The sequence below is a fragment of the Nocardia sp. NPDC059236 genome (genome assembly GCF_042754085.1).
Taxonomy (GTDB): Bacteria; Actinomycetota; Actinomycetes; order Mycobacteriales; family Mycobacteriaceae; genus Nocardia.
The window spans coordinates 609,774-632,581 of the sequence record NZ_JBHZAF010000001.1; the positions used below are offsets into that span (position 1 = coordinate 609,774).

Genomic DNA, 22,808 nt, shown 5'->3' on the forward strand with positions numbered 1-22,808 from the left:
TCGGCCTACCATCGAGGGAGGCGGTGGTCAACGGCTCGGGAGGTCCCGATGGAACGTACGACCTGTCTGATCGTCGGCGGGGGACCGGCGGGAATGTTCCTGGGGCTGCTGCTGGCCCGCGGCGGCATCGAGGTCACGGTGCTGGAGAAACACGGTGACTTCCTGCGCGACTTCCGCGGCGACACCGTGCACCCCACCACCCTGGACCTCATCGACGCCCTGGGGCTGTGCGAGGACTTCGCGAAACTGCCGCAGCGGCGGCTGACCACCGTGCAGATCCCGATCGGCGGCCGCATGGAGTCGCTGGCGAGCTTCTCCCACCTTCCGGGCCGGCACAAGTACGTGGCCATGGTGCCGCAGTGGGACCTGCTGGATCTGCTGGCCCGCGTCGGCGATGCCGAACCGGCCTTCCGGCTGCGGATGAACACCGAGGCGGTCGATCTGGTGCGCGAGGACGGCGTGGTGGCCGGTGTCCGCTATCGCACGAAAGACGGTGTGACCGGCGAGATTCGGGCCGATCTGACGGTGGCCTGTGACGGCCGCGCGTCGGTGTTGCGTGCGGCCGCGGGCCTGAGCGTGCGGGACTGGCCGACGCCGTTCGATGCCTGGTGGTTCCGGATCCCGCGCAACAGTACCGACCCGGCCGGACTCGTTCCGGTGGTCAGCGCCCATCGCATGGTGGTCATGTTCGATCGCGGCGACTTCTGGCAGAGCGCCACCCTCATCGCCAAGGGCAGCGACGCGGAACTGCGTGCGCGGCACCCGGTCGCGGAGATCATGCGCAGCCTGGCCGCGGTGGTGCCGTGGCTGGCCGACCGGACCGACGCGCTCCGGAGCTGGGACGAGGTGAAACTGCTGAACGTCAAGCTGGATCGGCTCGACCGCTGGTACACCGACGGACTGCTGTGCATCGGCGACGCCGCCCACGCCATGTCACCGATCGGCGGGGTCGGCATCAACCTGGCGGTCCAGGACGCGATCGCGACGGCCCGCATACTCGCCCCGAAACTGTTGTCGCACACCGTGACCACCGCGGATCTGGCCCGCGTGCAGCGTCGCCGGATGCTGCCGACCGTCGTTATCCAGGGCATGCAGCGCCTCGCCCACACGCAGATCGTGCGCCCCGCGGTCGGGGGCCGGCTGAACGTCTCGAATTCGCGCGAAACGCCCGTGGCATTGAAGATCTTCCGCCGAATCCCGGTGATCCGCAGCCTCCCGGCCTTCCTGGTGGCACGGGGTGTGATTCCCGAACCGGTCCCGGACTTCGCTCGCCGCGCCTGACCGGAGCATCCGGCCGGAATGCCGCCTACGCCCCTCGGGTGCGGGGAAGTGTGCGCGGCGTCCGGACCCCTCGTTATCGGACGCCGCGCGGGCGGAATTGAATGCTGATGCGCGGCCCCACCGGCCGTCTGGTCTTGGGTATCGCGTGCTCCCAGGTGCGCTGACAGGAGCCGCCCATGACGATGAGATCCCCGTGCCCGAGGGGATACCGCACGCTCGCCCCGCCGCCGCGCGGGCGCAGCAGCAGGGCGCGCGCCGCGCCCACCGAGACGATGGCCACCATGGTGTCGTCGGTGGCGCCGCGCCCGAAGGTGTCCCCGTGCCAGGCGACGCTGTCGTTTCCGTCGCGGTAGTAGCACAGGCCCGCGGTGGTGAACGGCTCGCCCAGTTCAGGGGAGTAGTGCGCGCTCAACGCCTCCCGTGCCTCGACGAGTACCGGATCCGGTAGCGCCCGCTCCGCCTCGTAGAAGCACAGCAGCCGCGGCACATCCACCATCCGGTCGTACATCGCCCGCCGATCCGCACGCCACGGCACCTCCGTGACGAGCCGTTCGAACAGCACGCCGGCGCCACTCAACCAGCCCGGCAGCACATCCACCCAGGCGCCGTCGCCGAGCTCGGTGCGCCGTATCCCCTGCAGCGCACCGAGTTCCACTTCCCCGAAGCCGTCCAGAAGTGATCCCTGCCAAGGCGTCGACATGCCGAATAACCTACCACAGTTCCGAACGTATGTTCGATAGAGCTGTTCAGATGTCGAGTTCTTCGTCGATCTTGCGGAGCTGGTGGCGGGCCAGGGCCAGGTTGCCGCGGATGCGGTCGAGGGCGAGATAGAGGAACAGGTGACTCGACGGGTGCGCGCTCAGCGGGCGCAGCAGGTGGTACTGGCCGGTCAGGGTGATCAGGATGTCCTCGATACCCTCGTCGAGGCCGAGCTGCTCGATGGTGCGCATCTTGGCGCGGACCACCTCGGTATTGCCGGCCGCGCCGAGCTGCAGGTCCAGGGATCGGGATCCGCCGGCGGTGCCGAGGGTCATCCCGCTGCTGTAGTCGACGATCGCGGCGCCGAGCGCCCCGTCGATGGTCATCATGTCCTTCAGTGCCACATCCAGATTCGACATGTGTCTCCCTTTCCGTGTGATGTCATCGATCGGTGGAATTCGGGTGCCGTCAGTCGTGCTGGGCCGGCGCCAGGGTCGCGGCGATGGCGCGGACCACCGGGCGGGCTTCCAGATGAACACGGGCCAGCGTGGCGTCGGCGCCCGTGAGCAGGGCCAGGCAGGCGATGGGTCCGGCGCGGTAGACCACGACATGGCCGACGCCGCTGTCGAGGACGACCTCGTGCAGGTCGGCGCCATGGGTGGCGGCCGCGAAGGTCAGCGACACCGACAGCAGTGCCGCGGTCAGTGCCGCAATGCCGGTGGCTTCTATGGCATCCGGGAGATCGTCGGCCAGTAGCAGGCCGTCGCTCGAGGCCACCGCGGATCCGATCAGGTGCGGAACGCGTCGCCGTAGCGCGCGTAGGTGGACATCCAGGTCGTTGTTCGCCGGCTCCGTCCGCGGTGGATTGATACGAGCCCCGCTTCCCGGGCCGGTGAGGGCGATGGCTTCCGGCGTGATCGTCATGGCTCGTCTCCTGTCTCGGCTGGAACCTCTTCGCTCATACTCGTGTCGATCGATCTCGAGCCGAACGCGGTGTGTCACTGCGTGATCTGTGAGAGCTCTCCATTTGCCGTGTGACAGCGCTTCGATTCCGGACCCGCCGCAACTTGGACAAACGAACACAATAGCCACGACGTGCGCGTGCCAACGCCTCCGATCCCATTGGGGCGCTGATGGTTTCACAAGCTCACCTTCGGCTCCATCCAGAATAGCGATCCATCGGCGAATGCGCAGCAACAATGTGCACTCCTGTGCTGGGCCGATTTTCGGCACGGGCGCTTCTGCATACCCGAACCGTCGACTCCGCATGACTTGCGCGCCTGGGCATTTCAAAACCGACCGACCAGTCGCGCCCGGGTCCGGTGCGTGTGGGATGAATCCTCTTGAGTATGCATACGGGCGGACGTATTGTTTTCTGCATGGAACAACACGTCTTCACCGAGGCGACCGATCCGTTCTGTTTGGACCGAGCAGATGCCGTCGCACTGCTGGCCGGGGCTCCATGGGGGAGGTATGCCGTTGTGGGAGACAGTCTTTCGGCGGGAATCGGCGATCCCACACCGGGCTACCGGGATGTGGGCTGGCCGGACCGGGTGGCCGAGATCCTGCGGACGGTCCGGCCGGGCCTGGACTACCTCAATGTCTCCGAGGTCGGGGCGACGACCGCGCAGACGCTCGAGAATCAGGCCGCCCGCCTGCTCGAGTTCTCCCCGGACCTGGTTCACCTGCCCTGCGGGGCCAACGACATCGCACGGCGCACACCGGACTTCGGCGAGATCGAGCGGACACTGCGGCAGATGTACGACCTGGCGAAGCAGACCGGCGCCCTGCTCACCACATTCACGCTCGGCCGGGCCTATGTCGTCCCGGTCTTCCCGGACTGGCCGGAACGGGTCGCCGCGGTCAACGAGATCGTGCGCGGGCTGGCGGCCGAGTACGGCGCCCTCGTGGTCGAGATGTGGGACCACCCGGTCAACGACCGCGACAACCTGCTCAGCGCGGACCGCATCCACTTCTCGACCTCCGGTCAGGCCGTGATGGCGGCCGAAGTGGTGAAGAGGCTGGCGAATTCGTTCGGGCGCAACTGAACGCGCCGGACCCCGACAAATGAAGAGGTTCTCATCGTGGCAGTCACTCAGCACTCAGCCGGTCGGCCGATCCTGGCGCAGGACGCTGAAGCCATCCCCTGGATAACGGTATCGATTGTCCTGGCCGCCTTGTTCATAGCGGTCCTCGACTCGTTCATCGTCGTGGTCGCCGCCCCGTCGATCGTGGCGGATCTGCATGCCTCCGCCGGCGAGGTCCAGTGGGTGCTGGCCGGTTATCAACTCGGCTACGCGGTTTTCATCATTACCGCTACGCGCCTGGCCGACCTGTACGGCCGCAAACGTGTCTTCCTGTTCGGGGTGGCGCTGTTCACCCTGTCCTCGGTGGCGTGCGCGCTGTCTCCGACCGCGGGCAGCCTGATCGCCGCGCGGGTCATCCAGGGGCTGGGTGCCGCTCTGATGGTTCCGCAGGTGTTCGCCTACGTCACGGTGCTGGTGCCGGCGGCGCGGCGGCACAGCGTCTACGGCGTACTCGGCATCGTCATGGGGATCGCCACCATCGGCGGGCAGGTCATCGGTGGATTGCTCATCGGCGCAAACCTTTTCGGCTCCGGCTGGCGGCTGGTGTTCTGGGTGAACGTGCCGATCGGAATCGTCCTTTTCGGGCTGGCCGTGCGCTCCGTGCCGGCGACCGGCGCGGCCGTCACCCGGAAGCTGGATCTGCCCGGCGTCGTGGTGCTGAGTACCGCCCTGCTCCTACTGGTGCTGCCGCTGATTCAGGGACAGCAGGCGGGATGGCCCGGCTGGGCGTGGGCCTGCTTCGCGGGCAGCGCCGTCGCTTTCGGGGTGTTCGTCGCGATCGAGCGGAATCTGGAACGGCGCGGCGGGGATCCGCTGGTACCGCTCACATTGTTCCGGCAGCGTTCGTTCTCGCTCGGGATCGTGCTCGTCCTCGCGCTGTACGCGCTGATCTACTCCTACTACCTGGCCCTGTCGGTCACGATGCAGCAGGGACTCGGGATGTCCGCGGTCGGCGCGGGCCTGGTCTACACGCCGGCAGCCATCGCGTTCTTCGTGTTCAGCATGGTGGCGAGCCGGACCATCCCGACATATGGCCGCCGCGTCCTCGAGATCGGGGCGATCATCATGGCGAGCGGCTATCTGGCGACGGGACTGCTGCTGACGGCCGGCCCGCGCATCACTCCGCTGCTCGTGATCCCCACCCTCGTGCTGCAGAGCATCGGTGGCGGACTGGTCATTACGCCGGCGCTCAACACGGTGCTGAGCCGCGTGCGGCCGGAGTCGGCCGGTGTCGCGTCGGGTGCCTTGTCCACGGCCCAGCAGTGCGGCGGAGCGCTGGGCGTCGCCGTGATCGGAGCGATCTTCTTCGGTTCGTTCCACCCCGACGCGGTCGGCAGGGTCGCCGCCGCCGGGCACGCCTTTGCCGTCGCGTCCTTCGCGACGTTCGGCGTCGCGGTCATCGCGGGCATTGTCGTCTTCCTGCTGCCGAGGCGGCCGGCGGCCGCGGACTGAGCAGGTCGACGCGCTGACGGCCACGCCCCGGGCCTGGCCGTCAGCGTCCGCTACCGCTCAGGCCCGGACCTGATCGTGCTCGTTCACGAAGTCGAGGAACCGCGGAATCACCTGTTCGGGGATGGCCCACAGCATCTCGTGGCCCACGCCCGGGTAGATCTCGACCTCGGCCCCCGGAATGTGCTCCCGGACCCGCCGCGCGCCCACCTCCGGATCGTTGGCGACCGTGGTAGCGCCGAACAGCACCATCAGCGGCGCGGTGACGGCCGCCAGCTGCTCATCGGTGAGCGGCCGCTCCCACGGCATGGCGATGCGGAACTTGATGGCGCTCAACGTCAATGCCCACTGCTCCTCGCTGATCTGCAGGCCGGGCGTGAGCCACTCCGTCAGCTTCGCCAGCCGCTTGCGTGTCGGCACGATCCCGCCGATGAGGAACCTGAACAGCACACTCCAGCGCGGCTTGGTGAAAGTGGCGCCGCCGGGTTCGAGCATGGTCAGACTCGCCACCCGGTCGGAATGGTGGACGCCGACCAGCAGCGACAACCAGGAGCCGACGGAGTACCCGCCCAGGTGCACACGCTCGGCACCCAATCCGTCGAACACCTCGATCAACCATCGGACAATGTCCTCCTCGTCGCGCAACGGCGCGGTCTGTTCGCTGCGCCCCGCCCATCCGAGCGGATCGACGGTGTACACCACCCGATCCCGCGACAGCTCCGCGATCACCGACTCCCAGAACAGCCCATTGCCCGGCATCCCCGGCAACAGCACGATCGGCGTCCCGTCCCCCGATCCGGATTTGCGCACTCGCGTCGTCCCGAACGAGGTTTCGATATCGAGATCGATCGACGGCACCGGCCACCGCGCGGCCATCGCGTCATAGGCGCGCAGATAGTTCTCCTCGGCCTTCGCGCTGGTGAAACGTCCGATCTTGTTGGCCATCAAGCCTTCCCCTTCTGCTTTCGTGCAGTGGTTGTTGTCGGTCCAGTCGGCCGCGAGTACGTCCGCCGGCGCGGTGGACGGAATGGTCCACAGCTTCGACAGTGACGTGTAGGCCTTCATGTAGGCGTCCTGTGCCGCCTCGTTCTTCCATTGCCCGATCCCGGCCATTGCGCCTCCCCGCTCATCAGCGTTGATGATACGAACGTACCATAAAAATGATATGGGCGTACCATCAAAAACTTCGATGCCCGGGAGTCATAGGAGAGCTGGTCATATGCCGCGTTTGGTGGATCACGAGCAGCGGCGGCGGGAGATCACCACGGCCGCGCGCGCGGTCATTGCCGCCGGTGGGCTGGATGCCGCCACGTTCCAGTCTGTGGCGGCGGAGGCGGGGATCTCGGTACGACTGATCCAGTACTACTTCGGCACCAAGCGTGATCTCATGCTCGCCACGCATCGTGCGGTGGTGGAGGACTGGGGGAGAGGGTTCGCGGAGGCGCTCGGAGCGCTGGGGCCCGATGCCGCTCCGCGCGAGGTCATCCGGGCTGTCTCGCTCGGGCTGATTGCCCTGGATGATGTTCGGCACCAGGACAATCTGGTGTTCGCGGCCTTCCATGCGGCCAATCTGACCGGCAATACCGTCACCTCGGAGGAGATGATGGGCGCGCCGCGGTATCTGATCACCAGCTTCACCGAGCAGCTGCGGCGGGAGCGTCCGGGCGAAACCGGCACGCGTGCACTGGAACTCGACGCGGAGCTGATCGTGCTGGCGGTCACCGGGATCAGTCAGGCGGTCCTGGCCGGCGGGACCACCCGGGAGACGGCGGTCGAACTGCTCGACCACCTGCTCGACCGGGTGTTCGCCGGCGAATAGCGGCTAGCGGCCCTGGTCGCCGACCTGGGCGCGCACGAAATCGACCACCGCGTCGGTGAATTCGTCATTGGCGTCGCTGGCGGCGGTGTGCGCCGCGGTGCCGATCTCGGTGTAGTCGGCTTGCGGGACCAGGGCCCGGAACGCGGCCACGCCCGCCTCGCTGACGACGTCGGACAGCGCGCCGCGCACCAGCAGCACCGGGATGGTCAGCTGCCGCGCCGCGTTCTCCAGCTGCTCGGTGTGCACGTCGATCTCCTCGCCGCGCCCGTCGCGCGGGCCGCCCATCATGGCGGGATCCCAGTGCCAGTACCAGCGGCCGTCGGCGCGCTGGCGCAGATTACGTTGCAGCCCTTCGGGATTGCGCGGCCGGCGGCGGTGGGGGAGGTAGGCGGCGACGGCGTCCGCGGCCTCCTCGAGGCTGGCGAAGCCCTCGGGGTTGCTGCTGAGGAAGTTGATGACGCGCTCGACGCCCTTGCGCTCGGGACGCGGCACCACGTCGACGAGGACGAGACCGGTGATGCGCTCGCGCTCCGGGTGGGTGGTGGCCATGAGCCCGGTCAGGCCGCCCATGCTGGCGCCGACGATGAAGGCGGGCTTGTCCAGTTCGCGCAGCACCGCCATGAGGTCCTCGACCATGGCCTCGCGCGTGTAGTTGCCGTCCGGGTCCCAGTCGCTGTCGCCGTGCCCGCGCGCGTCGAGCAGGACGGCGTGCATCCCGGCCTTGGCCAGGGCGAGTCCGGAATCCTTCCACGAACCGCGGGTCTGCCCGCCGCCGTGCAGGAACACCACCAGCGGGCCGTCCTGGGGTCCCCAGCTGTCCCCGGCGATGGTGATACCGCCGTGCCCACGGAAGCTCACCCGGGCGGGTTCGGTGAATTCAGCGTCGTTGCTCACCCTTCGAGCATTGCACACGCGTGTTTACGGTGTATGAAGACTGGCCGGTAGCTAGGACCGCCGGCGGTGAGGGCCGGCCGTCGCGCTGGTCGCCGCTGGTCACAGCGAGCGGTCGATCACCGCGAGGACCAGGCACAATGCCGCCGCCGCCAGCATGAACGCGGCCAGATTGTGCAGTCCCGCGATGCCGGAACCCGGGGTGAGGAATGCGCCACTCACCGCCGCCGACCCGATCGCGCCGAAATAGGAGAAGGTCCGCATCAGGCCCGCCGAGGAACCGATGCGCTCCGGCTCGGCCTGGTGGTAGAGGGCGTTCTGGTTGGCCAGATTGTTGAGCCCCTGCGGGATGCCGTTGATGACGGCCGCGCCGACCAGCAACCACAGGGCGGTGCCGGAGTGCAGGGTCAGCAGCAGCACCGTCATGACCACCTGGCAGGTGCAGCCGACCAGCAGCTTGCCGCGAATCTCGGGACGCCGTCCGGTGAGCGCGGAGACGCCGATCGCGATGGCCGACATGGGCAGCAGGATCAGGCCCGCCCCGGCGGCGGAGAGACCGCGCCCCTCCTCCAGCCATTGGGTGAAGCCGTACAGGAAGCAGTAGCCGACCAGGGCGGTCAGCAGGGTGCGGGTGTAGGTGGCCAGCAGCGGGACATTGCCCGCGAGCAGCCGCACATCGAGGAAGGGCCGCTCGGCCCGCCGCTCCCGCCACACCAGTCCGGCCCCGGCGGCGATCGCCGGCACCGGCAGATACCAGTGCGCCGCTTGCGGTTTCATCAGGAAGAACAGGAAGCTGATCAGCATCGTCGCGAACAGCCCGATTCCGGGCAGGTCGAGATCCGACCACCGGCCGCCGTGCGGCGCATCGGTTCTCGCTATCCGCCGCCATCCGATGACCAGGCAGACCAGTGCCAGTGGCAGATTGACCGCGAACGTCGCCCGCCACCCGCCGAGATGGATCAGGAGACCGCCCAGTGTCGGGCCGATGACGGCAATGGTCTGAGTGGCCACGGCCAGGGCGGTCAGCACCCCCTGGGGACTGTTCTTCCCGGTGCGTTCGGACTCGCTGCGGATCAGGTACATGGATGCGGGATAGCCCGCGCACGTGCCGAATCCGAGAATCACCCGCGCCAGCACCAGCACCCAGAGACTCGGTGCGACCATGCCCAGCAGGCCGGCGAATCCGGTGAGCGCGGCGCCGCCGAGATACAGCCGCCGCGGCCCGTGGAGATCGATGAGCCGCCCCACCACCGGCTGCCCGATGGCGGTGGCCAGATACAGCGCCGACACCAGCCACGCGGTCTCCGACGCCGGCGCGCCGAACGCCACACCGATCGGCACCAGCGAGACCGCGATGATGGACGAATTGATCGGGTTGAGGATCGAGCTGGTGATCATGGGCACCAGCAGCCGCCGGTCGAACCCGTCGGGCGGGCGCTCCCGGGTCCGCCGGTGCAGCGTGGAGATCACTGCGGCCCGAGTCTTTCCAGTAGCTCCAGCGCCGCCAGCAGCGTCTGCCGCTCGGCCTCGGTGTACTTCTCCTCGAGCGCGGTGGTGAGCCATTCCTGCCCCGCCCGGCTGCGGCCCGCCATCAGCTCCCGCCCGGCCGGGCTCAGCGAAACCAGTTGCCGCCGGCCGTCTTTGGGATCGGGCCGCCGCAGCACGAAGCCGCGGTCACTGAGAATGGCCAGGTGGGCGGCGATGGCCTGCGGCCGCACCCGCTCCGCGGCGGCGATCTCGCTGGCGGTGGCATCACCGTTCTTCAACCGGCTCAGCACCGACAGCTGCGAGGGCGTCAGCTCCACATTGTCCGACGCCTCGAGGAACCGCCGCCGCAGGCGGCTCACCAGCACGCGCAGTTCCCGGGCCGCCCGGGCCGAGGACACGGACAGGATCGCGGGGGCATCGGTCATGCCTCGACCCTAGATAGACAATCCAGATTGCGCAATTGAAATTGAACAACCTGAATTGTCTATCTCGCCACGGTCGGCCGGTCAGGCGGCGGCGGGCTCGGCGTCGAGGTACTCCTCACGGATCTGCTTCGGCCCGAACGGCCAGGTCTTCTCCACCCGCGACCAGAGCAGGAAGGCCGCGATACCCAGGGCGGTCCAGGCCAGTGACCACTCGATCGGGTGCACGCCCGGATTCGCCTTGTCGGCGTACCCGTAGATGACCGCCCAGCCGATGGCCGCCACGACCGCCGGCAGCGGATACAGCAGCATCCGGTAGGGCCTCGCGAGCCCGGGCTGCCGTCGCCGCAGGACGGCTACGGCCGCGATCTGCGCGAAGGCCTGCACGATCACCATGACCGTGGTCAGCAGTGAGATCAGTACCGCCAGTGGGGGATGGGTGGCCGAGGCGCCGACATGCCGGGCGAAGACGAACCCGGCCGCGGTGATCGCACCCATCACGATCAGCCCGAGCATCGGGAACTCGTGTTCGGGGTGCAGCCGTCCGAAGGATCGGAAGAACACCCCGTCGCGAGCGGCGTCGAACGGTACGCGGGAGCCGCCGAGCAGTCCGGCGAAGACCGAGGCGAAGGCGGTGACGAGAATCAGCACGGTCACCACATCGGCGGCACCCTTTCCGAAGGTCTTCTCCAGCACCGCCGACGCAACCGATTGTGAGGCAACGTTGTTCGGGTCGAGCATGTCGTGCCAGTCGATGACACCGAGCACACCGATCTGCATGGCGAGATAGATGACCATGACCGCGAGCACCGCGTAGATGATCGAGCGGGGGAGGACCCGCCCCGGACTCTTCAGCTCCGCACCGATGTATGCGCTGGTGTTGTAGCCCAGGTAGTCGTAGATGCCGATGGTGAGCCCGGAGGCGAAGCCCAGCCAGAAGCCGCCCCGACCGAAATCGATGGCATGGTCGGGCCAGGTGAATGCCATGCTCGGATGAAAGTGGGTGAACGCGGCCAGGATCACCGCGGCCACCGACACGATCATGACCGCCCACATCACCACGGTGATGCGGCCGATGGAATCCACCCGCCGCCACAGCAGCACCACGGCCAGCGCCACCGCCGCGAGCCCGACGATGTCACCCTGCCCGGTGGTCATGGACGGCCACAGATAGGTCAGGTACTGCACGAGTCCCTGCACCCCGGTCGACATGATCAGCGGAATGAAAAGGATTGCGGTCCAGACGAACAGGAACGGCATGAGCCGTCCCGTGCGGTACTGGAACGCCTCGCGCAGATACACATAGGTGCCGCCCGCGCCCGGCATGGCCGCGCCGAGTTCGGCCCAGATCAGGCCGTCGGCCAGCGCCAGCACCGCGCCGGCGACGAATCCGATGACGGCGTGCGGCCCGCCGAAGGCCGCGACCATGAGGGGGATGGTGACGAAGGGTCCGATGCCGACCATCTGGCTCATATTGATGGTCGTGGCCTGGAACAGGCCGATTCTCCGGGGGAGGGTGCGGGGGCCGGTCATGGCTGCCTCCGGGTCGCGCAGGGGAGGGCGTATGGGTTTTGTAAAGTTAAATTCCTTTACTATCGGAGTCAAGGGCTGCGGCCGATTGTTTACAGTCGGCTCGATGACGCATCAGAATCGGACGGTCATGGACGAACTCCCTTGGAACAGGCAGCGTTTGCGCAGCAACAACGAGTGGTTGCTGCTCGAGCAGCTGCGCACCGCCGGACCCAGCTCGCGTGCCCAGCTCGCCCGTGACACCGGCCTGTCCAAGCCCACCGTGTCCAGCGCCCTTGCCGCGCTGCAGGAGCACGGGCTGGTGCGGGAGGTCGGGACGGTCGTCCCCGAGCGCGGGCGGACGGCGGTGCTGTACGAACCGGATCCGACCGCGGGCTATGTGCTCGGCATCGACGTCGGCCGCGCGTTCCTGCGGACCGCCGTGGCCGATCTGTCGGGAAGAGTACTGTCCCGCACCGACATTCCGAACCGTGCGCGCACCGCCACCGCACTCGCCCGGACGACGGCCGGGGCCGTGCGCGAAACCCTGAGCGACGCCGCGATTCCCGTGGACCGTATCGTCCGCACCGTCCTCGGCAGCCCCGGCGTCTTCGATCCCCAGGACGGCCGGATGCACTACGCCGTCAACCTGCCCGGGTGGGGCCGTGTGGGCCTGCTCGACGAATTACGCGACGCTCTCGGCGTTTCCGAGCTGTCCGTCCACAATGACGCCAACCTCGCCGCTCTCGGCGAGTACGCCCTCGGCGGCGGCCGCGGCAGCCGCCTGTTCGTCTACGTCCTCATCGGCACCGGCCTCGGCGTCGGAATCGTCTCCCAGGGCGAGCTTTTCACCGGCGCCCATGGCGCGGCCGGCGAAGTCGGCTTCCTTCCCGCCGCTTTCGGCGATACCGCCGCCGGCGTCTCCCGGCGTGGCGCCCTCGAGGAGGCCGTCACCGCCGACGCCGTGGTCCGCGCCGCCCGCGCCCGCGGCATGACCGGCCGCCTCACCGCCAAACGCGTCTTCGATGCCGCCCGCGCCGGCGACGCCATCGCCACCGAGGTGGTCCGCCAGGAAGGCGAACGCATCGCCCTGGTGGTGGCCGCCGTCACCGCGGTCCTCGACCCCGATGTCATCGTGGTCGGCGGCGGCCTCGGCCGCAGCGCCGACCTACTGCTCGACCAGGTCCGCGCGGCGCTGCAACGGACGACCCCGCTGCGCCCCACCGTCCGTCCGAGTGAACTGGGCGACGACGCCGTGCTGCTCGGCGCCATCGCCACCGCCCTGCGCACCGCCCGCCCCTTGGTCTTCGACCGCAGAACCCCGAGCAGCCACTGACGCCGGACTGCTCCGGCGGCTGGATCGTGAACCTGGCCACAGGGCGACCGGGCTCGCATAGCTGCGGGCTTGCCGGTTGGTCTGGACGTTTCGGGTTCGGGCTGGTCGCGGCGTGTCGCGAAGGGCACGCTGACGCCGGTTGCGGAGGGGGGTGTGCGGTCAACTGCGGGTAAGCGCGCTGGTAGGGTGACCGCTCGAAAGACATCCTTTAACGGACCGTCCCGTGAGGCGGGGAAGGAGGTCGGCATGGCTGTGCCCGAAGACCGGGCGGCCAAGTCGAGCGCTGCCGAGGTCTCGCAGCGGCACGACCCGGACCGGGTCCAGACCGGACGCGAGCTGCTCTCGGATTCGGATGTGGGCCGGACCATCGCGCGCATGGCGCACCAGATCATCGAGAAGACGGCTCTGGACTCCGGCGACCCCCAGGTTGCTCGCGTGGTGCTGATCGGAATCCCCACCCGCGGAACCACTCTCGCCCATCGTCTGGCCGGCCGGATCGAGGAATTCTCCGGTGTCCGCCCCGCGATCGGCTCCCTGGACATCACCCTCTACCGCGACGATCTGCGCTCCAAGCCGCACCGTCCGCTCGAGCGCACCTCGGTGCCCGAGGGCGGGATCGAGGACGCGCTGGTGGTGCTGGTCGACGATGTGCTGTTCTCCGGCCGCACCGTGCGCTCCGCGCTGGACGGCCTGCGCGATCTGGGCCGCCCCCGCGCGGTGCAGCTGGCGGTGCTCATCGATCGTGGCCATCGCGAACTCCCCATCCGCGCCGACTATGTCGGCAAGAACGTTCCCACCGCCCGCACCGAGGACATCTCGGTGCTGCTGCGCGAGCACGACGGACGCGACGGTGTCTACCTGCGTCAGGAAGGTGACAACCAGTGAAGCACCTGCTGTCGGTCACCGACCTGGACCGGGACGCCGCCACCGGCCTGCTCGACGAGGCCGAGCGGTTCGAGCAGGCGCTGCTGGGCCGGGAGGTCAAGAAGCTGCCGACGCTGCGCGGGCGCACGGTCATGACCGTGTTCTTCGAGAACTCCACTCGCACCCGCGTGTCCTTCGAGGTCGCGGGCAAGTGGATGAGTGCCGACGTCATCAATGTCAGCGCGTCGAGTTCCTCGGTCTCCAAGGGCGAGTCGCTGCGCGACACCGCGCTGACCCTGCACGCGGCGGGCGCGGACGCGCTCATCGTGCGGCACCCGGCATCGGGCGCGGCCCATCAGATCGCGCGCTGGTTCGCCGAGATGAACGAGGCCGCAAGCGGTTACGCCGGTCCCGGCCCCGCGATCATCAATGCCGGCGACGGCACGCACGAGCACCCGACCCAGGCGCTGCTGGACGCGCTGACCCTGCGTCAGCGGCTCGGCGACCTGGAGGGCAAGCGGGTCGTGCTGGTCGGCGACATCCTGCACAGCCGGGTCGCGCGCTCGAATGCGTTCCTGCTCAGCACGCTCGGTGCGGAGGTCGTGCTGGTCGCGCCGCGCACGCTGCTGCCGGTGGGCGTGGAAGCCTGGCCGGTGCGGGTCTCGGATTCCCTCGATGCCGAGCTGCCGGGCGCGGACGCGGTCATGATGCTGCGCGTGCAGGCCGAGCGCATGAACGGCGGCTTCTTCCCGTCGGCGCGCGAGTACTCGATCCGGTACGGCCTCAACGAGCGCCGGATGAAGATGCTCGACGAGCACGCGGTGGTGCTGCACCCCGGACCCATGCTGCGCGGTATGGAGATCGGCTTCTCCGTGGCCGATTCCCCGAAAGCGGCTGTGCTGCAACAGGTCAACAACGGAGTCCATATGCGCATGGCGGTGCTGTTCCGCCTGCTGGTCGGAACCGACGAGGTGGTCGCGTGATCGGGTCAGGCCCGGAGGCGTCGCTCCTCCTCCCCGTGCTTGCCTGCGTAACCACGGAGGGCCCCCGATCGCGCGGAAAGGAGACAGCATGAGCGTCCTGATCAAGAATGTCCTTCTCTACGGCGAAGGCGATGCGGTCGACGTGTTGCTGGCCGACGGTGAGATCCGCGAGATCGGCGCCGGCCTGACCGCCCCGGACGCCGAGATCGTCGACGGCAAGGGGCAGTTCCTGCTGCCCGGCTTCATCGACCTGCACACCCACCTGCGCGAGCCGGGCCGCGAGGACACCGAGACCATCGAATCCGGTTCCGCCGCAGCGGCTCTGGGCGGCTACACCGCGGTGTTCGCCATGGCCAACACCAGCCCGGTCGCCGACACCGCGGTCATCACCGACCACGTGTGGAAGCGCGGCCAGGAGGTCGGCCTGGTCGACGTGCACCCGGTGGGTGCGGTCACCGTCGGGCTCGAGGGCAGGCAGCTCGCCGAAATGGGCACCATGGCCGCCGGAGTCGGCGGGGTGCGCATGTTCTCCGACGACGGTCACTGTGTCTACGACCCGCTGATCATGCGCCGCGCCCTCGAATACGCGAACTCGCTGGGCGTGCTCATCGCCCAGCACGCCGAGGAGCCGCGTCTGACCAAGGGTGCGGTCGCGCACGAGGGTCCGACCGCCTCCCGCCTGGGCCTGGCCGGCTGGCCGCGCGCCGCCGAGGAGTCCATCGTGGCCCGCGACGCGCTGCTGGCCCGCGATGCCGGCGCCCGCGTGCACATCTGCCACGCCTCCACCGCCGGCACCGTCGAACTGCTGAAATGGGCCAAGGCCCAGGGCATTTCGATCACCGCCGAGGTGACCCCGCACCACCTGCTGCTCGACGACTCGCGCCTGGAGACCTACGACGCGGTGAACCGGGTGAACCCGCCGCTGCGCGAGGCCTCCGATGTGGCCGCGCTGCGGCAGGCCCTCGCCGAGGGCGTCATCGACTGCGTCGCCACCGACCATGCCCCGCATGCCGACCAGGACAAGTGCTGCGAGTTCGCGGCCGCCCGTCCCGGCATGCTGGGCCTGGAGACGGCGCTGTCGATCATCGTGGAGACCATGGTGAAGCCCGGACTGCTCAACTGGCGCGGTATCGCGCAGGTGATGAGCGAGAACCCGGCGCGGATCGTGGGCCTGGACGATCAGGGCCGGCCGCTCGCGGTCGGCGAACCCGCCAACCTGGTGCTGATCGACCCGGCCGCCGAATGGACGGTGGAGGCGGACGAACTCGCCTCGATCGCCCGCAACACGCCCTTCCAGGCGATGACCCTGCCCGCGAAGGTGACCGCCACCTTCCTGCGCGGCCGGCTCACCGCCCGGGACGGCAAGATCGTCGCCGGTTAGCGGCGGGTGGGGAACCACGGGATGAGCGCTCAGGGGCCGGAGGCGGCAGCTTGCGTAACCACGCAGGTCCCCTCGCTCATCCCAAGAGGACACGGAGGACCGTAATGGAGCGCACACTGCAGGTACTGGTTTTGCTGGTGCTGTTCGCGCTGTGCCTGTGGCTGATGTACCGGGCGTGGACCCGGCGGGCCCAGAAGCAGGCTTCGGCGATCGGCGACCTGCCGCCGGTGCCCGCCGACTGCGGCGCGCAGCTGCTGGAGCCGACCACGGGGCTCTACCTCGGCAGCACCCTCGCCCCCAGCTGGATTCAGCGAATCACGGTGGGCGACCTGGGTTTCCGCGCCACGGCGGAACTGACCCGGTTCGAGCGCGGCATCCTGCTGGAGCGGGACGGCGCGGCGGCGATCTGGATTCCCCAGGAATCCATTACCGCGGTGCGCGCCGAGCGCGGGCACGCGGGCAAGGTAATGACGGAAGACGGTGTGCTGGTGATTCGCTGGACATTGCCGACGGGAACCGAGGTGGATACCGGTTTCCGCGGTGACGACAAAGCGGTGTACCCGGCATGGACCGCAGCAGCTACGAAGACGGGAGACGAGGCATGAGCAGCGGAAATACTGCCGTGATGGTGCTCGAGGACGGCCGCGTGTTCCGCGGGACGACCTTCGGCGCCGTCGGGCAGACCTTGGGTGAGGCGGTGTTCTGTACCGCCATGACGGGCTACCAGGAGACCCTCACCGACCCCAGCTACGACCGCCAGATCGTGGTGGCCACCGCGCCGCAGATCGGCAACACCGGCTGGAACGACGAGGACGACGAGTCCTCGAAGATCTGGGTCGCCGGGTACGCCGTGCGCGACCCCGCGCGCCGCGCCTCCAACTGGCGCGCCACCCGCACCCTGCAGGACGAACTGGAGAACCAGAACGTCGTCGGCATCGCGGGCATCGACACCCGGGCCCTGGTGCGGCACCTGCGCACCCGCGGTTCCATGAAGGCGGGCATCTTCTCCGGTGAGTCGCTCACCGAGTACGAGGACATGCTCGGCAAGGTCAACGGCCAGCAGTCCATGCTGGGCGCGGACCTGGCCGGTGAGGTCTCCACCGACGAGATGTACACCGTCGACCCGATCGGCGAGCACCGCTTCACGGTGGTCGCGGTGGACCTGGGCATCAAGTCCAACACCCCGCGCATGTTCGCCCAGCGCGGCATGCGGGTGCACGTGGTGCCGTCCAACGTCACCTTCGACCAGATCAAGGAACTGAACCCGAACGGTGTGTTCCTGTCCAACGGCCCGGGCGACCCGGCCACCCAGGACGCCATGGTGGCGCTCACCCAGCAGGTGCTGGGCGAGGACATCCCGCTGTTCGGCATCTGCTTCGGCAACCAGATCCTGGGCCGCGCCTTCGGGCGCAAGACCTACAAGATGAAGTTCGGCCACCGCGGCATCAATGTGCCGGTCGTCGAGCATCATTCGGGCCGCATCTCGATCACCGCGCAGAACCACGGCTTCGCCCTGGAGGGCGAGCGCGGCGAGGTTTTCGACACCCCGTTCGGCAAGGCCGAGGTCAGCCACGTCTGCGCCAACGACGGTGTCGTCGAGGGCGTGCAGCTGGTGAGCGGCCGCGCCTTCTCCGTCCAGTACCACCCCGAGGCCGCGGCCGGACCCCACGACGCCGCCTACCTGTTCGACCGTTTCGCCATGCTGATGGAAGGAGCCTGATGCCACGCCGCACCGATCTCAACCACATCCTGGTGATCGGCTCGGGCCCGATCGTCATCGGCCAGGCTTGCGAGTTCGACTACTCGGGAACCCAGGCGTGTCGCGTCCTCAAGTCCGAGGGCCTGCGCGTGTCGCTGGTGAACTCCAACCCGGCGACCATCATGACCGACCCGGAGTTCGCCGACTCGACCTATGTCGAGCCGATCACCTGGGAATTCGTCGAGAAGGTCATCGCCAAGGAGCGCCCGGACGCGATCCTGGCGACCCTGGGCGGCCAGACCGCGCTCAATTGCGCTGTCGCCCTGCACGAGAACGGCATCCTCGACAAGTACAACGTCGAGCTGATCGGCGCCGACTTCGAGGCCATCCAGCGCGGTGAGGACCGCCAGAAGTTCAAGGACATCGTCGCCAAGGTCGGCGGCGAGTCGGCGCGCTCCAAGGTCTGCTACACCATGGACGAGGTCCGCGAAACCGTTGCGGAACTGGGCTTCCCGGTGGTCGTGCGCCCGTCGTTCACCATGGGCGGCCTGGGCTCGGGCATGGCCTACAACCACGACGACCTCGATCGCATCGCCGGCGGCGGCCTGGCCGCCTCGCCCACCGCGAACGTGCTCATCGAGGAATCCATCCTGGGCTGGAAGGAATTCGAGCTCGAGCTCATGCGCGACGGCAGGGACAATGTCGTCATCGTCTGCTCGATCGAGAACGTGGACCCGATGGGCGTGCACACCGGTGACTCGGTCACCGTCGCCCCGGCCATGACCCTCACCGACCGCGAATACCAGAAGATGCGCGATCTGGGCATCGCCATCCTGCGCGAGGTCGGCGTCGACACCGGCGGCTGCAACATCCAGTTCGCGGTGGACCCGCGCGACGGCCGCCTGATCGTCATCGAGATGAACCCGCGTGTGTCGCGCTCGTCCGCGCTGGCCTCCAAGGCGACGGGTTTCCCGATCGCCAAGATCGCCGCCAAGCTGGCCATCGGCTACACCCTCGACGAGATCCTCAACGACATCACCGGCGAGACCCCGGCCTGTTTCGAGCCGACCCTCGACTACGTCGTGGTCAAGGCCCCGCGCTTCGCCTTCGAGAAGTTCCCGGGCGCCGACCCGACGCTGACCACCACCATGAAGTCGGTCGGCGAGGCGATGTCCATGGGCCGCAACTTCTCCGAGGCCCTGGGCAAGGTGCTGCGCTCGCTCGAGACCAAGGCCGCGGGCTTCTGGACCCAGTCCGACGGCGAGTGGACCGACGTGCAGGCCATCCTGGAGGACCTGAAGGTTCCGACCGAGGGCCGCATCTACCAGGTGGAGCGGGCGCTGCGCCTGGGCGCGAGCATCGAGGACGTGGCCGCCGCGTCCGGCATCGACCCGTGGTTCGTGGCCGAGGTCGCGGGCCTGGTGGAGCTGCGCCAGGAGATCATCGACGCCCCCGTGCTGGACGAGCCGCTGCTGCGCACGGCCAAGCACTACGGCCTCTCCGATCGCCAGATCGCTTCGCTGCGACCGGAACTCGCGGGTGAGGGCGGCGTGCGAGAGCTGCGCCACCGCCTCGGCATCCGCCCGGTGTTCAAGACCGTCGACACCTGCGCGGCCGAGTTCGAGGCCAAGACCCCGTACCACTACTCGGCCTACGAGCTGGATCCCGCCGCGGAATCCGAAGTGGCGCCGCAGAAGGAACGCGAGAAGGTCATCATTCTCGGCTCGGGTCCGAACCGTATCGGTCAGGGCATCGAGTTCGACTACTCGTGTGTGCACGCCGCGCAGACGCTGTCGGCCGCCGGGTTCGAGACGATCATGGTCAACTGCAACCCGGAGACCGTGTCGACCGACTACGACACCGCCGACCGCCTCTACTTCGAGCCGCTCACCTTCGAGGACGTGCTCGAGGTGTACCACGCCGAGACCGAGTCCGGCACCGTCGCGGGCGTCATCTGCCAGCTCGGCGGCCAGACCCCGCTGAGCCTGGCCCAGCGCCTCACCGACGCGGGCGTGCCCGTGGTCGGCACCTCCGCGGCGGCCATCGACCTGGCCGAGGACCGCGGCGAGTTCGGCGATGTCCTGGTGGCAGCCGGTCTTCCGGCTCCCAAGTACGGCACCGCCACCACCTTCCCGCAGGCCAAGAAGATCGCCAACGAGATCGGCTACCCGGTGCTGGTGCGCCCGTCCTACGTGCTGGGCGGCCGCGGCATGGAGATCGTCTACGACGAGAAGTCCCTCGAGGACTACATCTCCCGCGCCACCGAGATCACCCCGGACCACCCGGTGCTGGTCGACCGGTTCCTGGAGGACGCCATCGAGATCGACGTCGACGCCCTGTGCGACGGCGAGGAGGTCTACCTGGGCGGCGTCATGGAGCACATCGAGGAGGCCGGTATCCACTCCGGTGACTCGGCGTGCGCCCTGCCCCCGATCACCCTGGGCCGCAGCGATATCGAGGCCGTGCGCCGCTCCACCGCCGCGCTCGCCAAGGGCATCGGCGTGAAGGGCCTGCTGAACGTGCAGTACGCGCTCAAGGACGACGTGCTCTACGTCCTCGAGGCCAACCCGCGCGCCAGCCGCACCGTGCCGTTCGTCTCCAAGGCCACCGCGGTGCCGCTGGCGAAGGCCGCGGCGCGAATCGCGCTGGGCGCCAGCATCGCCGATCTGCGCAAGGAGGGCCTGCTCCCGGCCGAGGGCGACGGCGGCTACGCGCCGATCGACGCCCCGGTCGCGGTCAAGGAGGCCGTGCTGCCGTTCCACCGCTTCCGCCGCCCCGACGGCACCGGCGTGGATTCGCTGCTCTCCCCGGAGATGAAGTCCACCGGCGAGGTCATGGGCATCGACGCCGACTTCGGCACCGCGTTCGCCAAGTCGCAGTCGGCCGCCTACGGTTCGCTGCCGACCGAGGGCACCGCGTTCGTGTCCATCGCCAACCGTGACAAGCGCGCCATGGTGTTCCCGGTCAAGCGCCTGCACGACCTGGGCTTCCGCATCCTCGCCACCGAAGGCACCGCGGAAATGCTGCGCCGCAACGGCATTCCCTGCGATCAGGTGCGCAAGCACTCCGACGAGGTGGCCGACCAGCCCAGCATCGTGGACATGATCAAGGACGGCGACGTCGACATCGTGTTCAACACCCCGTACGGCAACAACGGCCCGCGCGTGGACGGCTACGAGATCCGCACCGCGGCGGTGGGCGCGAACATCCCGTGCATCACCACCGTGCAGGGCGCGGCCGCGGCCGTGCAGGGCATCGAGGCCACCATTCGCGGCGGTATCGGCGTGCGGTCCCTGCAGGAACTCCACGCGGTGCTGCGCGGATGACGACCTTCGGTGCGCGGCTGCGGGAGTCGATGCGCGAGCACGGCCCGCTGTGCGTCGGCATCGACCCGCATCCGACGCTGCTGCGGGACTGGGGCCTGAGCGAGGACGCCGCGGGCGTGGCGAAGTTCGCCGACGCCTGCGTGCGTGCCTTCGCGGGCCGGGTGGCGCTGGTCAAACCGCAGGTGGCGTTCTTCGAGACCTACGGTTCGGCCGGAATCCTGGTGCTGGAGGAGACGATTGCCGCACTGCGGGCGGCGGGCACCCTGGTGCTGGCCGACGCCAAGCGCGGCGACATCGGCTCCACCATGGACGCCTACGCCCACGCCTGGCTCGGCGACGGCCCGCTCGGCACGGACGCGGTCACCGTCTCCCCGTACCTCGGATTCGGTTCCCTCAGACCGGCTCTGGACCTCGCCGAGGCCAATGACCGCGGCGTGTTCGTGCTGGCCGCCACCTCCAACCCGGAGGCGGTGGAACTGCAGAACATCACTGGCTCCGACGGCCGCAGCATCGCCCAGCGCATGGTCGACGACGCCGCGGCCGCCAATGCCGGAGCCGAATTCGGTTCCGTCGGTGTGGTGGTCGGCGCGACCCTGGACGCGGCTCCGGACCTGAGCGCGCTCAACGGCCCCATCCTCATGCCCGGTGTCGGCGCGCAGGGCGGGGGAGCGGAGTCGATCCGCAAGCTGGTCCCCGCGAGCAGCCTCGGCGCGGTCCTGCCGAACGTCTCCCGCGAGGTCCTCAGGTCGGGGCCGTCGGTCGCCGCGCTGAAGCAGCGGGTCGCCGAGCTCGCAGCGGAATTCGCCTTCCTGCAGAACTGAATACGGTAGCGCCGCAACGCCCTACCCGATGCGGAATCGCCCCGGCCGCCCCAGCGCGACCGGGGCGATTCCCGTTCATCGGACACCGGGGACGGGTCATCGGGACACCCGCTGGCAGGCCCTTCCGCTCGCTCCAAGGATCGAGCCACCCCACCCCCTGGAAGGAATCCCGATGCGCCCCACCGCATTCGCCGCCACCATGCTGGCCGCCGCCTGCCTTGCCCTCACCCCCATCGGCGCGGGCGTCGCCACCGCCGCGCCCGCCTGCGACACCCCGAACCCGGAGACCCGCGCCCAGATCGACAACCTCTTCGCCGCCTACGGCCCGTACTTCGACTACGGGCAGTCCGACGCCTGGGCCGGATTGTTCACCGAGGACGGCGTTTTCAGCTTCCCCGGCAGCGACGGCAACCGGCAGGTGATCCACGGCCGCACCGCCCTGGCCGCCTTCGCGGCCAAGGCCCATCAGCCCGGCCAGGTGTTCGCACACTACCCCGGCAAGACGCTGATGATCCGGGAGGGCAACAAGGTGCACGCCTTCACCCCGGTCGGCGTGGTGCAGGTGGACACCACCAAGCAATTTGACGCCCAGTTCTCGGCGCTGGGTTCCTACGACGACATCATCGCCCTGACCCCGCAGGGGCCGCGCTTCGAGAGCCGGACCGCCGGAATCTACGGTGACGGCGCGCTACCGGACGCCTTCACCAGGTGCGGTTCCTGAATCCGATTTTCGGAGGAACCACCTCCGGTTCG

21 protein-coding genes are annotated in these 22,808 nt (G+C 68.8%); 13 read left to right on the forward strand and 8 right to left on the reverse strand.

Annotation, left to right across the window (positions count from 1 at the left end; translation table 11 throughout):
* Positions 1-48: 48 nt before the first annotated feature.
* The gene (locus ACFXIV_RS03050) at positions 49-1,281 is read left to right on the forward strand and encodes an FAD-dependent oxidoreductase (RefSeq protein WP_379400482.1); all 1,233 of its coding nucleotides are present in this window, start codon (positions 49-51) and stop codon (positions 1,279-1,281) included.
* Positions 1,282-1,354: 73 nt separating this feature from the next.
* On the opposite strand, the gene ACFXIV_RS03055 is transcribed toward ACFXIV_RS03050, so the two are convergent.
* Genes ACFXIV_RS03055 through ACFXIV_RS03065 form a run of 3 tightly spaced genes read right to left on the reverse strand, consistent with a single transcriptional unit; the run spans position 1,355 to position 2,904 of the window.
* The gene (locus tag ACFXIV_RS03055) at positions 1,355-1,981 is read right to left on the reverse strand and encodes an alpha-ketoglutarate-dependent dioxygenase AlkB (RefSeq protein WP_379400481.1); all 627 of its coding nucleotides are present in this window, start codon (positions 1,979-1,981) and stop codon (positions 1,355-1,357) included.
* Positions 1,982-2,027: 46 nt separating this feature from the next.
* Positions 2,028-2,399 (reverse strand): hypothetical protein, encoded by a 372-nt coding sequence (locus ACFXIV_RS03060; protein ID WP_379400480.1) that lies wholly within the window; start codon positions 2,397-2,399, stop codon positions 2,028-2,030.
* 49 nt (positions 2,400-2,448) lie between these two features.
* Positions 2,449-2,904: a roadblock/LC7 domain-containing protein gene (locus tag ACFXIV_RS03065; protein ID WP_379400479.1), complete on the reverse strand. Its 456-nt coding sequence runs from the start codon at positions 2,902-2,904 to the stop codon at positions 2,449-2,451.
* Between the two features lie 455 nt (positions 2,905-3,359).
* Between ACFXIV_RS03065 and ACFXIV_RS03070 the strand changes: the two genes are divergently transcribed.
* A complete protein-coding gene (locus tag ACFXIV_RS03070) occupies positions 3,360-4,028 on the forward strand; it encodes an SGNH/GDSL hydrolase family protein (RefSeq protein ID WP_379400478.1) in 669 nt (222 codons plus the stop codon).
* Positions 4,029-4,064: 36 nt separating this feature from the next.
* Positions 4,065-5,519 carry an MFS transporter gene (locus tag ACFXIV_RS03075; protein ID WP_379400477.1) on the forward strand — a complete coding sequence of 485 codons (1,455 nt, stop codon included), beginning with the start codon at positions 4,065-4,067 and terminating at the stop codon, positions 5,517-5,519.
* Positions 5,520-5,576: 57 nt separating this feature from the next.
* Here ACFXIV_RS03075 and ACFXIV_RS03080 read toward each other — a convergent pair whose 3' ends face one another.
* Positions 5,577-6,629 carry an alpha/beta fold hydrolase gene (locus tag ACFXIV_RS03080; RefSeq protein WP_379400476.1) on the reverse strand — a complete coding sequence of 351 codons (1,053 nt, stop codon included), beginning with the start codon at positions 6,627-6,629 and terminating at the stop codon, positions 5,577-5,579.
* Between the two features lie 106 nt (positions 6,630-6,735).
* Between ACFXIV_RS03080 and ACFXIV_RS03085 the strand changes: the two genes are divergently transcribed.
* Positions 6,736-7,335 (forward strand): TetR/AcrR family transcriptional regulator, encoded by a 600-nt coding sequence (locus ACFXIV_RS03085; RefSeq protein ID WP_379400475.1) that lies wholly within the window; start codon positions 6,736-6,738, stop codon positions 7,333-7,335.
* Positions 7,336-7,338: 3 nt separating this feature from the next.
* Here the strand turns inward: ACFXIV_RS03085 and ACFXIV_RS03090 are convergent, their stop codons facing one another.
* From ACFXIV_RS03090 to ACFXIV_RS03105, 4 genes are all read right to left on the reverse strand, one after another.
* Positions 7,339-8,229: an alpha/beta fold hydrolase gene (locus ACFXIV_RS03090; RefSeq protein ID WP_379400474.1), complete on the reverse strand. Its 891-nt coding sequence runs from the start codon at positions 8,227-8,229 to the stop codon at positions 7,339-7,341.
* 99 nt (positions 8,230-8,328) lie between these two features.
* Positions 8,329-9,696 (reverse strand): MFS transporter, encoded by a 1,368-nt coding sequence (locus ACFXIV_RS03095; RefSeq protein ID WP_379400473.1) that lies wholly within the window; start codon positions 9,694-9,696, stop codon positions 8,329-8,331.
* Complete coding sequence (locus ACFXIV_RS03100) at positions 9,693-10,139, reverse strand: MarR family winged helix-turn-helix transcriptional regulator (RefSeq protein WP_379400472.1); 447 nt, start codon at positions 10,137-10,139, stop codon at positions 9,693-9,695. The genes ACFXIV_RS03095 and ACFXIV_RS03100 overlap by 4 nt, the downstream gene beginning before the upstream one ends.
* An 81-nt stretch (positions 10,140-10,220) precedes the next feature.
* Positions 10,221-11,669, reverse strand: a complete 1,449-nt coding sequence (locus tag ACFXIV_RS03105) for an APC family permease (RefSeq protein WP_379400471.1) — start codon at positions 11,667-11,669, stop codon at positions 10,221-10,223.
* A gap of 103 nt (positions 11,670-11,772) precedes the next feature.
* Between ACFXIV_RS03105 and ACFXIV_RS03110 the strand changes: the two genes are divergently transcribed.
* From ACFXIV_RS03110 to ACFXIV_RS03150, 9 genes are all read left to right on the forward strand, one after another.
* Positions 11,773-12,981 carry an ROK family protein gene (locus ACFXIV_RS03110; protein ID WP_379400470.1) on the forward strand — a complete coding sequence of 403 codons (1,209 nt, stop codon included), beginning with the start codon at positions 11,773-11,775 and terminating at the stop codon, positions 12,979-12,981.
* Between the two features lie 246 nt (positions 12,982-13,227).
* Positions 13,228-13,866, forward strand: coding sequence for a bifunctional pyr operon transcriptional regulator/uracil phosphoribosyltransferase PyrR (gene pyrR, locus ACFXIV_RS03115; protein WP_379400469.1), 639 nt, complete (start codon positions 13,228-13,230; stop codon positions 13,864-13,866).
* Positions 13,863-14,828 (forward strand): aspartate carbamoyltransferase catalytic subunit, encoded by a 966-nt coding sequence (locus ACFXIV_RS03120; protein ID WP_379400468.1) that lies wholly within the window; start codon positions 13,863-13,865, stop codon positions 14,826-14,828. The genes pyrR and ACFXIV_RS03120 overlap by 4 nt, the downstream gene beginning before the upstream one ends.
* 88 nt (positions 14,829-14,916) lie before the next feature.
* Positions 14,917-16,209 carry a dihydroorotase gene (locus ACFXIV_RS03125; protein WP_379400466.1) on the forward strand — a complete coding sequence of 431 codons (1,293 nt, stop codon included), beginning with the start codon at positions 14,917-14,919 and terminating at the stop codon, positions 16,207-16,209.
* 104 nt (positions 16,210-16,313) lie between these two features.
* Positions 16,314-16,814, forward strand: coding sequence for a transporter (locus tag ACFXIV_RS03130; RefSeq protein ID WP_379400465.1), 501 nt, complete (start codon positions 16,314-16,316; stop codon positions 16,812-16,814).
* Positions 16,811-17,929, forward strand: coding sequence for a glutamine-hydrolyzing carbamoyl-phosphate synthase small subunit (carA, locus tag ACFXIV_RS03135; RefSeq protein ID WP_379400464.1), 1,119 nt, complete (start codon positions 16,811-16,813; stop codon positions 17,927-17,929). The genes ACFXIV_RS03130 and carA overlap by 4 nt, the downstream gene beginning before the upstream one ends.
* Complete coding sequence (carB, locus tag ACFXIV_RS03140) at positions 17,929-21,234, forward strand: carbamoyl-phosphate synthase large subunit (RefSeq protein WP_379400463.1); 3,306 nt, start codon at positions 17,929-17,931, stop codon at positions 21,232-21,234. Before carA ends, carB begins: the two co-directional genes overlap by 1 nt.
* Positions 21,231-22,055 (forward strand): orotidine-5'-phosphate decarboxylase, encoded by an 825-nt coding sequence (gene pyrF, locus ACFXIV_RS03145; protein WP_379400462.1) that lies wholly within the window; start codon positions 21,231-21,233, stop codon positions 22,053-22,055. The genes carB and pyrF overlap by 4 nt, the downstream gene beginning before the upstream one ends.
* 172 nt (positions 22,056-22,227) lie before the next feature.
* Positions 22,228-22,776 (forward strand): nuclear transport factor 2 family protein, encoded by a 549-nt coding sequence (locus ACFXIV_RS03150; protein WP_379400461.1) that lies wholly within the window; start codon positions 22,228-22,230, stop codon positions 22,774-22,776.
* The last annotated feature ends 32 nt before the right edge of the window (positions 22,777-22,808 follow it).